The sequence below is a fragment of the Streptomyces sp. NRRL S-118 genome, assembly GCF_000716335.1.
Taxonomy (GTDB): Bacteria; Actinomycetota; Actinomycetes; order Streptomycetales; family Streptomycetaceae; genus Streptomyces.
Window position 1 is genome coordinate 37,128 of record NZ_KL591020.1, and the last position, 12,222, is coordinate 49,349.

At 73.2% G+C, this 12,222-nt stretch carries 13 protein-coding genes; 6 read left to right on the forward strand and 7 right to left on the reverse strand.

Going from position 1 to position 12,222, the window contains the following annotated elements; genetic code table 11:
• Positions 1 to 19: 19 nt before the first annotated feature.
• The 4 genes from IH00_RS0127230 to IH00_RS0127250 all read right to left on the reverse strand — a co-directional run bounded on the left by IH00_RS0127230 (position 20) and on the right by IH00_RS0127250 (position 2,934).
• Entirely contained in the window at positions 20 to 334 is a 315-nt protein-coding gene (locus IH00_RS0127230) for a hypothetical protein (protein ID WP_031078129.1), read from the reverse strand.
• Between the two features lie 12 nt (positions 335 to 346).
• Positions 347 to 535: a hypothetical protein gene (locus IH00_RS0127235; protein WP_031078130.1), complete on the reverse strand. Its 189-nt coding sequence runs from the start codon at positions 533 to 535 to the stop codon at positions 347 to 349.
• 356 nt (positions 536 to 891) lie between these two features.
• On the reverse strand, positions 892 to 2,310 hold the full coding sequence (locus IH00_RS0127240) for a hypothetical protein (protein ID WP_031078133.1): 1,419 nt from the start codon (positions 2,308 to 2,310) through the stop codon (positions 892 to 894).
• A gap of 231 nt (positions 2,311 to 2,541) precedes the next feature.
• Complete coding sequence (locus IH00_RS0127250; protein WP_031078135.1) at positions 2,542 to 2,934, reverse strand: ankyrin repeat domain-containing protein; 393 nt, start codon at positions 2,932 to 2,934, stop codon at positions 2,542 to 2,544.
• Between the two features lie 350 nt (positions 2,935 to 3,284).
• On the opposite strand from IH00_RS0127250, the gene IH00_RS0127255 reads away from it, so the two are divergent.
• Together IH00_RS0127255 and IH00_RS0127260 are read left to right on the forward strand one after the other, a co-directional pair.
• Positions 3,285 to 3,479, forward strand: coding sequence for a hypothetical protein (locus IH00_RS0127255; RefSeq protein ID WP_017949565.1), 195 nt, complete (start codon positions 3,285 to 3,287; stop codon positions 3,477 to 3,479).
• A 102-nt stretch (positions 3,480 to 3,581) separates the two neighbouring features.
• Positions 3,582 to 5,099, forward strand: a complete 1,518-nt coding sequence (locus IH00_RS0127260) for an ATP-binding protein (protein ID WP_052411681.1) — start codon at positions 3,582 to 3,584, stop codon at positions 5,097 to 5,099.
• Between the two features lie 160 nt (positions 5,100 to 5,259).
• On the opposite strand, the gene IH00_RS0127265 is transcribed toward IH00_RS0127260, so the two are convergent.
• Positions 5,260 to 6,765 (reverse strand): SCO1417 family PLP biosynthesis transcription factor, encoded by a 1,506-nt coding sequence (locus tag IH00_RS0127265; protein ID WP_031078139.1) that lies wholly within the window; start codon positions 6,763 to 6,765, stop codon positions 5,260 to 5,262.
• Positions 6,766 to 6,869: 104 nt separating this feature from the next.
• On the opposite strand from IH00_RS0127265, the gene IH00_RS0127275 reads away from it, so the two are divergent.
• The 4 genes from IH00_RS0127275 to IH00_RS0127290 all read left to right on the forward strand — a co-directional run bounded on the left by IH00_RS0127275 (position 6,870) and on the right by IH00_RS0127290 (position 10,417).
• Positions 6,870 to 7,619, forward strand: coding sequence for a membrane protein YczE (locus IH00_RS0127275; RefSeq protein ID WP_234334980.1), 750 nt, complete (start codon positions 6,870 to 6,872; stop codon positions 7,617 to 7,619).
• On the forward strand, positions 7,616 to 8,380 hold the full coding sequence (locus IH00_RS0127280; RefSeq protein ID WP_031078142.1) for a glycerophosphodiester phosphodiesterase family protein: 765 nt from the start codon (positions 7,616 to 7,618) through the stop codon (positions 8,378 to 8,380). Before IH00_RS0127275 ends, IH00_RS0127280 begins: the two co-directional genes overlap by 4 nt.
• Before the next feature lie 54 nt (positions 8,381 to 8,434).
• Entirely contained in the window at positions 8,435 to 9,787 is a 1,353-nt protein-coding gene (locus IH00_RS0127285; RefSeq protein WP_031078144.1) for an MFS transporter, read from the forward strand.
• A 255-nt stretch (positions 9,788 to 10,042) separates the two neighbouring features.
• Positions 10,043 to 10,417: an RNA polymerase-binding protein RbpA gene (locus IH00_RS0127290; RefSeq protein WP_026278069.1), complete on the forward strand. Its 375-nt coding sequence runs from the start codon at positions 10,043 to 10,045 to the stop codon at positions 10,415 to 10,417.
• Positions 10,418 to 10,566: 149 nt separating this feature from the next.
• Here the strand turns inward: IH00_RS0127290 and fxsA are convergent, their stop codons facing one another.
• Positions 10,567 to 11,145: an FxsA family membrane protein gene (fxsA, locus tag IH00_RS0127295; protein WP_031078147.1), complete on the reverse strand. Its 579-nt coding sequence runs from the start codon at positions 11,143 to 11,145 to the stop codon at positions 10,567 to 10,569.
• A gap of 67 nt (positions 11,146 to 11,212) precedes the next feature.
• Positions 11,213 to 12,007, reverse strand: coding sequence for a polyprenol monophosphomannose synthase (locus tag IH00_RS0127300; protein WP_031078149.1), 795 nt, complete (start codon positions 12,005 to 12,007; stop codon positions 11,213 to 11,215).
• Positions 12,008 to 12,222: the final 215 nt, after the last annotated feature.

Consider the following 12,222-nt stretch of genomic DNA (forward strand, 5'->3'; position numbering starts at 1 on the left):
GACGAGGACATCGAGCGGGTCACCACCAGGGCGGCCCGCACGCCACCTGCGCGCAGTTCGGCACGGTCGGAGACCTCGACGCGGCCGGGCCGCAGTTCCTCCGGCAGCCGCCGCAGCCGCGGCGGTCGGTGAGGACGCGGTACCTGCCGGTGCCGTGGAGGAGGGGTCCCGGCAGGGTGATCACCCGGCCCTGCGGGGCGTTCCGGTCGCTCGCCACCTCCCCCGGCACCACCAGAACCGGTTCGTGCCCGGAGGCCTGGTAGCCGCGGCCGAGCTCGTCCAGCGCCGTGCGCAGTCCGCCGGGACGCCGGGGCACGAAGTACGCCGGTCGCACGATGCGCGGGGCTCATGCCGCCAGCGCCGTCCGCTCGCGCAGCACCTCGGCGTAGTGCCCGAGCATCCGGTCACCCACGGCGGCCCAGGTCCTGCCCCCGGCGGCATCGCGGCCGGCTCGCCCGCAGGCCGCCCGCAGGGCATGGTCCGTGGCGAGCCCGGCCACGGCGCCACGGATCGCTTCGGTGTCGTGCGCGGGCACCGGGAACCCGGTCTTTCCCGCGGAGAGGGACCCATGAGTGTGTGGCCGCGACCCCGTACGACCCCGGCACGGCACGGTGCGTCGCGAACACGCACGGCCGAGCATGAGGGCCGGACGCCGCCCCCCGCACGCGGGCAAGCATCCTCAGGCAGCAGGGGCCGGGCGCATACGGCCCGCACGCCACGGCACCCGAGCACCATCGTCCGGCAGCAGGGGCCCCCGGCACGCCACCGCAGGACACGCGGGCGCGTGCTGTCGGGCAGGAGGGGCCGGACCCGACGGCGCCGGCACGACGGGCCCCACGCCCGTACAACACCGGGAGCCCGGGCCCCACGCGGGCCGGCCGCTCCGCGGGGTCAGACCGCGGGCATGTCGGGGCCTATCCGGCTGCGCACGGCCGTCTGCACCTCGTCCTCCTCGGCCGGGTCCGCGGCGAGGCGGCGCAACCGCTCGGCGACGCGCACGTCACCGGTCTCGGCGTGCAGGGCGGCGATCTCCCTGGTGGTCTCCTCGCAGTCCCACAGGCACTCGACGGCGAAGCCGGTGGCGAAGGAGGGGTCGGTCGCGGCGAGGGCACGCGCGGTGCGCCCGCGCAGCTGGGAGGCCGCGGTCTCCCGGTAGACGTGGCGCAGGACGGGCGCGGCGCAGGCGATCCCGAGCCGGCCGGTCCCGTCGACGAGCGGGTAGAGCGAGGGGGAATCGGGGCCCTCGGCCCGTACGGCCTCGCGCAGGGCTCCCAGCACCAGGCCGGCGTCCTGGGCGCCGCCCCGGCAGGCGAGCACGCCGGCCGCCGAGGTGCCGAGCGCGTCCGGCCGGTGCACCCAGCCTCGGGCCCGGTCCACGGCCGCCTCGCCGCACATCCGCTCGAAGGCGGCGACGGCGGCCTCGGCGACGGTGGAGGAGCCGGCGGCAGCGGCGGCCTCGATCAGGTCCAGGACGGCGGGGTCCTGGATCTCGGCGAGGTAGTGGAGGGCTGCGCAGCGGGCGCCGTCGGGTCCGCTGCGGGCGGCTTCGACGATCAGGGGCCGGTCCTCGGGACCGGCGACGGCGTTCAGGCAGCGGGCGGCCGGCACATGGAGCACGGAGCCCCGGTCCAGACCCTCCTGGGCCCAGTCGAAGACCGCTTGCACGCTCCAGCCGGGTCGGGGCCCGCTGGGGCGCATCTGGCGTTGCCACCGGTCGAAGCAGCCCCGCTCCTGAGCGGCGCGGACCCGGGCGCCGACGGCGTCCCGCCGGTCCTCGGCCCACAGCCGCCACGGGCGGGGCTCGAAGGCGTCGCGCACGGCGACGGCGAGCTCGGCGTCGCCCTCCGGGGTGGCCGGGAAGCGGGCGAGCACGGGCACGGCGAGGGTGCGCAGCGCCGAGTCGTCGTCGCGCAGGGCGAGCTCGTCGAGGGCCCAGGCCCAGTTGGCGCCGGTGGCGGCGTACCTGCGCAGCAGCGCGAGGGCGTCCTCGCGGCCGTACGAGGCGAGGTGGCCCAGTACCGCGAGGGCGAGCCCGGTGCGTGACTCGTCCGTGTCGAGGTGGTCCTCGGCGCAGAAGAGGTGGGCCTCGATGGCGTCGAGCGCGCCGTGCAGATCCAGGTACAGGCGTGCGTAGTAGAGGGAGCGGTTCTCGACCTGCCAGTCCTGGCGGGGGTCGTGGAGAACGCAGTGGTCGAGGGCGGCGAGGGCCTCGGTGCGCGGCGCGGCGAGCGCGTGCAGCGTGCCGTCGCCTCGGCCCCTCTGCAGCAGGCCGAGCAAGGTGCCGCTCGGCGCTATGACTGGATCGAACATGGAAAATGCCTCACATCAAGCTGTCGACGCAACCCCGGGTTCCCGGGGACCGGTGGGTGCCTAGGCCGCGCAGCAACATGTGGAGCCGCCCGTCGTCTTCCGCTTGATGTCGACCATCTTCCTCTGCCTCTCGTCGGTGGCCTCCTGCAGGCCCGACGTCATGATGACCCAGCCATTTCGCCACCGCGACCACATTTACCGTGCGGCTCCCACCTGGAGTTCAGCGTCCGTTCACCGGGACTCGAACAGCTCCAGGAGGTGTGTCTTCCCAAACATCCTGGCGGTATCCACGGCGGACGGAGTGCCTGCCTCCGGATCTGCGCCGTGGTCCAGGAGGGCGCGGACGATGTCGTCCTCGCCCTTGAAGACGGCTCCGGCGATCGGGGTCTGGCCCCGGTCGTTGACCCGGTTGGGGTCGGCGCCGCGCTCCAGCAGGACGGTCACCGCGTCCGCGTTGCCGTGGTAGGCGGCGAGCATCACCAGGCAGTCGCCCTTGTCGTTGGTGAGGTTGGCGGGCACACCGGCGTCCACGTACGCGGCGAGCGTGTCCGCGTCTCCGTGGCGCGCCAGGTCGAAGACCTTGGACGCCAGCTCGATCACCCCGGGGTCCGGAGTCTCACTCATCGGACGGACCGCCTTTCACCTTGTTGACCCGGGCCGCGCCGGCCGTGCTGACCTGCATGTACCCGGGTGGACCGGTACGCACGGCGAGGGCCGCCGTGCGAGTGAACCGACAGGGTACTGCCCGGGCCGGGGCATGACCCGGCCCTCCGGTGGCAAAGATCACCCGGACCGCGTCGGCCGAAGGTCGCGGGCACGCGCCCGCGCGTCTCATCGGGGTGCGGCGGGAATCCGACATCCGCCATTCAAGTGAAAACTGTGCTTATTCACCCGTTTGCACCTTTTGTCGCATAGATACTTGCTGTGAGGCTGGAAGTACTCAAGGTGACTGTCCCCTCACCCAGGAGAATCTCATGATCCTGTCCATCTCCGGCGTGGTCCTGCTCGGCATCATCGTCTTCCTCTTCTTCAAGAAGGACGGGCTCAAGGCCTCCCACGCCCTCGTCTGCGCCCTCTTCGGGTTCTACCTCGCGGGCACGGCCATCGCCCCGAGCATCACGGCGGGCGGCGCGAGCCTCGCGAGCCTGTTGGGCGGGATCAAGTTCTGACGCCCCCACGACCCCCTTCCACCCCCACAGGAGTACGACGTGGCCCGGCGACCGCTCCCCCGCATCCCGATTCCCCGCGTTCTCAGCAGCGGCAGCGACCGGATGGCGCGGAGCCGGGAAATCGCGCGCACGGCCGCCGAAGGCGCCACGGACGTCCTCCATCCACTGATCACGGTCACCCGTGGTCTGCGGAGGCTGGCCGCGGCAGGTCGCGCGAAATGGAGCGCGACTCCCAAGGAACGGCGCGGTCCCGCGCTGTTCCTTGCCGCGGCCTGCGCAGTGGTCGTGGCGCTCCTCCCGTACGGCCCGCTCCTCGCCCTGATCTCCCTGATGGGTGCGGCGGCGTGGCACGGGCGTGAGCGCACGGTGGTCAGGACCGGGCCCGACGAGGCCGAGACCGAACGGCTCAAGGCGCTGTACGAGGCCCTGGTGCCGCACTTCTCCGTGCCCGAGGACCCCGCCCCGCTGTTCACCCACGGCGGGGAGTGGGGGAAGGCCTTCAGTGACTTCGCGTTCGACGGCGACGGCCGGCCGGTCCGGCTGAGGATCGCGTACCCGGCGTACTTCCCGGACGGGGAGGCGGCCTCCCGGGCCCGCGTCGAGCGGCTGCTGCAAGCCAAGTCGGGGCGCGGGCGCGAGTACCTCTTCGACTGGGACGAGGAGGGCAACCAGCTGCTCATGCGGGTGTTGCCGGCGCTGCCCACCTCCATCGCGGCACAGCGGTTCGTGACCGCGCCCGGCGAGACGGTGCTCGGGTTCACGGACGACGACGCGGTGCAGCGGACCATGCCGGTGTGGGAGGGGGACGAACGGCGTGACGCCCCGCCGGTCGTCTGGCGGACGGGCCCGCGCTCGACGGAACCCCACCTGCTGATCGTGGGCCAGCCCGGCAGCGGCGCCACCTCGCTGCTGCGCTCGATCGCGCTCCAGGCGCTGGAGCACGGCGACATCCTGATCGTGGACGGCAGCGGCACCGGGGAGTACGCCTGCCTGACCGGCCGCTGCGGTGTGCTGGGCGTCGAATGCGGGCCGGCCGGCGCGCTCACCAGCCTGGAGTGGGCCGCGCACGAGACGGAACGGCGGCTGATCGCCGCCAACCGGGCGCGGCAGGCGGGCAGGCCCGCTCCCAGCGACACCAAGCGGCCGCTGTGGATCCTCCTTGACCGGCCCGGTGTCCTCGGGCACCTCGCGGCGGCCGACGGGCGGGTCGACCCCCAGGAACTGCTCCAGGTGCCGCTGCGGCACGGGAGGGCGGCGCACGTGACCGTCGTCGTGGCCGAGCAGTTCGACGGCGCCGACGCCCTGACCGAGGCGGTCCGCACGCACACGCGCGCACGTGTCGTCCTCGGACCAGCCACCCGGGACGAGGCGGAGGCGGTCCTCGGCCGGGCTCCGCACACGACGCCCACTCCCAGCGTGCCGCCCGGACGCGGCTACGCCCGGCTCGGTACGGGGCCGGTGCTCAGGCTCCAGGTGCCGGCGACGCCCGACCCGTACGACGACGCGACGTCCGACGCGCACCGGCAGGCGGTCCTGGAACTGCTCCCGGAGCACTCCACGGCGGCCGGCGCACCGGAGATGCACCGGATCGCCGGCCGGCGCCACGAAACGACGGGGTGACGCCGCGGCCCCGCCCGGCCTGCGACGGCCGAGGCACCGCGATCAGGACAACGACGCGCGCGGCCGCGCCGCTGCCGTGCCGCCCGCGGGCGACGCCGGCCACGCCCCCGAACGCCCACACCGTCTCCACAGCCCGGCCCCGCGGGGGGCGGCGCGGCGGTCACGCCACGAACGTGCGCGGCGACTCCGCCGGAATACCTCCCGTGGCGCCCGACTCCACCAGGCGGGCCGCCGCGGCGAGGCGGGCCGCCGCCTCGTCGGCGACCGGGCCGCCGACCGTGAACGGCAGCCGTACGTAGCCCTCGAAGGCGCCGTCCACACCGAAGCGCGGCCCGGACGGCACCCGCACGCCCACGCGCTCGCCCGCCTCGGCGAGGCGGGAGCCGGACAGGCCGCCGGTGCGGACCCACAGGGTGAGCCCGCCGAGGGGGACGTCGAACTCCCAGCCGGGAAGCTCCCTGCGGACCGCCGCGACCAGCGCGTCCCGGTTCTCGCGCGCCTGCGTGCGCCGCAGGCCGACCGCCTCCTCCCAGCCGCCCGTGCTCATCAGCCAGGTGACGGCCAGCTGCTCCAGGACCGGCGTCCCGAGGTCGGCGTAGGCACGGGCGGCGACCAGGGAGCGGATGACGTCGGGGGCGGCGCGGACCCACCCGATGCGCATCCCGGCCCAGAAGGCCTTGCTGGCGGAGCCGACCGTGAGCACCGTGCTGCCGGCCGGGTCGAAGGCGCAGACGGGGCGGGGCATCTCCAGCCCGTCCTCCAGGTGCAGCTCCGTCATGGTCTCGTCGACGACGAGCACGGTCCCGGCGGAACGGGCGGCGTCGACCAGCTGGCGCCGCTGGTCCTCGTCGGCCAGTGCGCCCGTCGGATTGTGGAAGTCCGCGACCACGTAGGCCAGCCGGGGCCCCGCGTCCCGGAACACCTGCCGCCAGCGGGGCAGGTCCCAGCCCGTCAGCCGCTCGGCCATCGCGACGGGCACGAGGCGGGCGCCGGCCTCCCGCATGAGCTGGAGGATGTTGGCGTACGAGGGCGACTCGACGGCGATCCGCTCGCCGCGCCCGGCGAACAGGTGGCAGATGGCGTCGATGGCGCCCATCGCACCGGTCGTGACCATGATCTGCTCGGGCATCGTCGGGATACCGCGTGCCGTGTAGCGGTCGGCGAGCATCTGCCGCAGCGCGGGCAGCCCGGCCGGGTAGTCGCCGTGCGTGTGGGCGTACGGCGGAAGCTCCACGAGCGCGCCCTGGACGGCACGGGTCAGCCAGGGCTCGGGCGCCGGCAGCGAGGCGCAGCCCAGGTCGATCATGGAGCCGAGCGACTCGGGCGGCAGCGGTTCGAGGCCCCGCGCGGGCAGCGGGTTGCCCGCGGGTACGGCGGTCCAGCTGCCGGCGCCGCGCCGGGACTCCAGGAAGCCCTCGGCGCGCAGCGCCTCGTACGCGGCCGCGACGGTGGTGCGGCTGACGGACAGGGACAGGGCCAGCTCGCGCTCGGCGGGCAGACGCGCCGCGACGGGCACGCGGCCCTCCAGGACCAGCAGCCGGATGCCGTCGGCGAGCGCGCGGTAGGCGGGCGGCTTACGGGTGCCGGGGCCGGCCGGGCGCGGCTGCTGGGCGTTCAGCTGCCGGGCCAGTTGGGCGGCACCCACCGCGGAAGTCCATTCGGTCATGGAATTCAGTCCACCTTCCTCGAATTGGACCTGGTTGGCATCCAAACCCATGCCACAGGGTGACATGAGCCAGTCCACCACCACCACCTCGGGGGGCACAACTCATGTCGACGACATCCGGCACACCGGAGCCCGTCATCCGTTCCGGCACCGCCGCCACCGCGGTCACCGCCGCTCCCACCGCCGTGACCGGCGCGACGCCCCGTCACCTCCCCCGCAGGCTGCTCCAGCTCTACGCCGGCCTGGCCCTGTACGGCGTCAGCTCGGCGCTGCTGGTCCGCAGCGGACTCGGCCTGGAGCCGTGGAACGTCCTGCACCAGGGGCTGGCCGAGCGGACCGGACTGAGCATGGGTGTCGTGCTGACCATCGTGGGCGCCGCCGTGCTGCTGCTCTGGATCCCCCTGCGCCAGCGGCCCGGCCTGGGCACCGTCTCCAACGTCCTGGTCATCGGTTTCGCGATGGACGCCACCCTGTGGTCCGTCCCGGACGTGCGGGGCATGGCCGCGCAGGTCTCCTTGATGGCCGGCGGGATCGTGCTCAACGGTGTGGCCACCGGCCTCTACATCGCCGCCCGCTTCGGCCCCGGCCCGCGCGACGGTCTGATGACGGGCCTGCACCGGCTCACCGGCCGTTCCCTCCGCCTGATCCGCACGACCATCGAGCTCGCGGTGGTCCTCACCGGGTTCCTGCTGGGCGGCTCCTTGGGGATCGGTACGGTGCTGTACGCCCTGGCGATCGGCCCGCTCGCCCAGCTCTTCCTGCGGGTCTTCACCGTCCCGGGCGCTCAGGGCGCTCCCGCCGGCAGCACCGTGGTTGCCCCCGGGAAACCCGGGCAGGCCATACTGCGGCGGTGACTCGCGTTCGCCACCCCTATCTCGACCACCCGTCCCTCATACCCTTCGCCCATCGCGGCGGGGCGGCGGACGGGCTGGAGAACACCGCGACGGCCTTCCGGCGGGCCGCAGCGGCCGGTTACCGCTACTTCGAGACCGATGTGCACACCACCGCCGACGGGCGGCTCGTCGCCTTCCACGACGCGACGCTGGACCGTGTGACGGACGCCCGCGGCCGGATCGGCGACCTGCCCTGGAGCGCGGTCCGGGAAGCCCGCGTGGCCGGCAAGGAGCCGCTGCCTCTCTTCGAGGATCTGCTGGAGGAGTTCCCCGAGGCCCGCTGGAACATCGACATCAAGGCCGAGCCCGCCCTGGAGCCCCTGGTGGAGCTGGTCCGCAGGACGGACGCCTGGGACCGGGTGTGCATCGGCTCCTTCAACGAGGGCCGGGTGACCCGGGCACTGCGGCTGGCGGGACCGCGCCTGGCGACCTCGTACGGCGTGGCGGGGGTGCTGGCACTGCGGCTGCGCTCGTACGGGATCCCCGCGGCGCTGCGCCGCGGGGCGGTGGCCGCCCAGGTACCCGAGACCCAGAACGGGGTGCGGGTGGTGGACCGCCGTTTCATCAGGGCCGCGCACGAGCGGGGGCTCCAGGTCCACGTGTGGACGGTGAACGACCCGGCGCGGATGGCCGCTCTCGCCGACATGGGCGTGGATGGCATCATGACCGATCATCTGGAGACGCTGCGTACGGTGCTGACCGACCGGGGAGTGTGGGTCTGAGGTTCTCGCCGTGCCGTCGCCTCTCGCCACGGGGACGAACAAGGGGGGCGCGCGATGACCGCCGAGACCGCCGGCCAGGACGCCCGGAAGCCCGGTCACGACCGCAGACGTGAGCAGCGGGGCTGGTACTTCTACGACTTCGCGTGTTCGGTCTACTCGACGAGCGTGCTGACCGTCTTCATCGGCCCGTACCTCACCTCCGTCGCCCGGGCGGCCGCCGATGCCGACGGCTTCGTCCATCCGCTCGGCATCCCGGTCCGCGCGGGCTCGGTCTTCGCGTACGCGGTGTCCCTGTCGGTCGTCCTGGCCGTCCTGGTGATGCCCGTCGCGGGCGCGGTGGCGGACCGTACGGGCCGCAAGAAGCCCCTGCTGGCGACGGCCGCGTACCTGGGGGCGGCCGCGACGGCGGGGCTGTTCTTCCTGGAGGGGGAACGCTATCTGCTGGGCGCGTTCCTGCTGATCGTGGCGAACGCGTCCCTGGCGGTGTCCATGGCGCTGTACAACGCCTACCTGCCGCAGATCGCGGAGCCGGAGGAACGCGACGGGGTCTCCTCGCGCGGCTGGGCCTTCGGCTACACCTCCGGGGCTCTGGTCCTCGTGCTCGACCTCGTCCTGTACACGGGCCACGACTCCTTCGGCGTGTCGGAGTCCGAGGCGGTGCGGATCTGCCTGGCGTCGGCCGGTCTGTGGTGGGGGGCCTTCACGCTCGTACCGCTGCGCAGGCTGCGGGACCGGCGCGTGGCACCGGACGGCGCGGGTGCGGTCGGGTCGGGGTGGCGTCAGCTGTGGGCGACCCTGGCGGACATGCGCCGGCATCCGCTGACGCTGTCCTTCCTGCTGGCGTACCTCATCTACAACGACGGCGTCCAGACGGTGATCTCCCAGGCGTCGGTCTACGGCTCGGAGGAGCTCGGCCTCGACCAGACGACCCTGATCACCGCGGTGCTGTTGGTGCAGGTGCTGGCGGTGGCCGGGGCCCTGGGGATGGGGCGGCTGGCGCGCTCCTACGGGGCCAAGCGCACCATCCTCGGATCGCTGGCCGTGTGGACGCTGATCCTCGCGGCCGGGTACTTCCTGCCGGCCGGCGCGCCGGTCTGGTTCTTCGCGCTGGCCGCGGCGATCGGGCTCGTGCTCGGCGGGAGCCAGGCCCTGTCGCGGTCCCTCTTCTCGCATCTGGTGCCGCGCGGCAAGGAGGCCGAGTACTTTTCGGCCTACGAGATGAGCGACCGGGGTCTGAGCTGGCTGGGGCCGCTCGTGTTCGGGCTGGCGTACCAGCTGACGGGCAGCTACCGGGACGCCATCGTGTCCCTGGTGGTCTTCTTCGCGCTGGGTTTCGTGCTGCTCGCGCGGGTGCCCGTGCGCCGTGCGGTGGCCGCCGCGGGAAACCCCGTACCGGACCGGATTTAGACGCGGCACTCAAAGGCCGGTAGTGTACGCCTTTGGCCTGCCAGGCGGACCGTTACTGCGCGTCTAAGAGATGAAGACGCGGGGTGACATCTTCTGCCAGATGTGACAAACCGGGCACTGGTGGGTACAAAAAGGGGCGGCACGACGGGCGACGCATGACCCGCAACGGGAATCTTTACCGCCGACCGGACGTTGACCGGATGACGACGACAGCGACACCTGTCCTGTGGGCGACAAGCCCGGGAGGCACGATTCATGAGTGAGCGAGCTCTTCGCGGCACGCGCCTCGTGGTGACCAGCTACGAGACCGACCGCGGCATCGATCTGGCCCCGCGCCAGGCGGTGGAGTACGCATGCGAGAAGGGCCATCGTTTCGAGATGCCCTTCTCGGTCGAGGCGGAAATTCCGCCGGAGTGGGAGTGCAAGGTCTGCGGAAGCCAGGCACTCCTGGTGGACGGGGACGGCCCCGAGGAGAAGAAGGGCAAGCCGGCGCGTACGCACTGGGACATGCTCATGGAGCGGCGCACTCGCGAGGAGTTGGAGGAAGTGCTGGCCGAAAGGCTGGCGGTCCTGCGGTCCGGCGCCATGAACATCGCCGTGCACCCGCGCGACAGCCGGAAGTCCGCCTGATCGCGGAAAACCGCGACCAGCACGGAACACACAAGAGCCGCGGGGCGGCGGTACACCACGGTGTACCGCCGCCCCGCGGCTCTTGGCCGTCCCCAGCCACCCCACGGGCAGCCGGGAGCCGGGCCGGGGAGCCCGTTGGCGGGCGTCGTTCAGCGGGTCAGCGGCGGGCGGGGGTCGTCGTCGCCGTACGGACGCGACTGCCGGGCCGTGTCGTCGCGGATGACCTCGCCCTGTACGACCTTTCCGTCCGGGCGGTGCATACGGGCCTGCTGGAAGGCGTCCCCGAAGGAGCCGGCCACGGCGGCCTTCACCCGCCGGTCCAGCGACCGCTCCGCGTACCGGCCGGCCCACGCGCGGACGGGCGGCAGGAGCAGAAGGAGACCGGCCGCGTCCGAGAGGAGGCCGGGGATCATCAGCAGCACGCCGCCGAGCATGAGGAAACCGTTTCCGGTGCTCCCCGCGTCCTGGGCGGGCACGGCCCCGGCCTGCTGCTGCTGGAGTGTCTCCGTGAGCGTCCGGAAGGCCCGCCGCCCGGCCCGCTTGATCACGGCGGCGCCGAGGACGGCGCCGCCGACCAGCAGGGCGAGCACGGTGAAGCCGCCGGCGGCGCCGGCCACCAGGATCAGCAGCCACACCTCCAGCACCAGCCAGGCGGCGATGCCGAGCGGGGCCAGTGAGCGGGCGCGGGAGCGCTTGCGGGCGGAAGGAGGCGGTGCGCCGGTCGTCATGCCCCCCAGTGTGCCTGGCGGCCCGCCAGGACCGCGTAAAGGGGGGTCCGGGGCCGGGCGGCGGACGTCAGGTGCGCTTGCGTCCCAGGATGCGGTCGGCCCGGGATCCGACCCCCCACGCGGTGACCCGCCACAGGGCCTCCACCACGATGTCCCGGCTCATCTTGGAGTCGCCGTGCTCGCGCTCGACGAAGGTGATGGGCACCTCGACCACGTGGTATCCGGCGGCGACGGCGCGACGGGCGAGGTCGACCTGGAAGCAGTACCCCTGGGACGCCACGTCCTCGAGACCGAGGCCCTCCAGGGTCTCCTTGCGGAAGGCCCGGAACCCGCCCGTGACGTCACGGATGGGCACGTCCAGGAGGAGGCGCGAGTAGGTGCTGCCGCCGCGCGAGAGGAACTCGCGGGACTTGGGCCAGTTGACCACCCGGCCGCCCGGCACCCAGCGCGAGCCGAGGACCAGGTCGGCGCCCTTGAGGGCGGTCAGCAGGCGGGGCAGCTCCTCCGGCTGGTGGGAGCCGTCCGCGTCCATCTCCACCAGGACGCCGTAGTCCCGCTCGATGCCCCAGCGGAAGCCCGCCAGGTAGGCCGCGCCGAGCCCTTCCTTGCCCTTGCGGTGCAGGACGTGGACGTGGTCGTCCTCGGCGGCCAGCTCGTCGGCGAGCTTGCCGGTGCCGTCCGGGCTGTTGTCGTCGGCGACCAGGACATGGGCGTCGGGTACGGCGGCGCGCACCCGTCCGACGATCGGCTTGATGTTGTCGGCCTCGTTGTAGGTGGGGATGATCACCAGGGCCTTGCCGAGCGGACCGTACCGCCTCTGACCATTCCGGCCACTCTGATGACTCTGACCACCGTCGTTCACTGCTGCCCCTTACGTCCGTGCGCTGATCTCCACCATAGCGACCAGGGTCATGGCAGCGGGTCGCGGATCGGGGCCCGGCGTCCTTCGGGCCGACCTGGGGCCCGCTGGCTGCGGGTCGACCGAGAGCCGTTGTCTACTGAACGTCCGGGCCCCACCCGGGTCGCACCCACCCCCGAGCCCTACGGAGCAGGGGGGACCCCCATCCGGAAAAACCT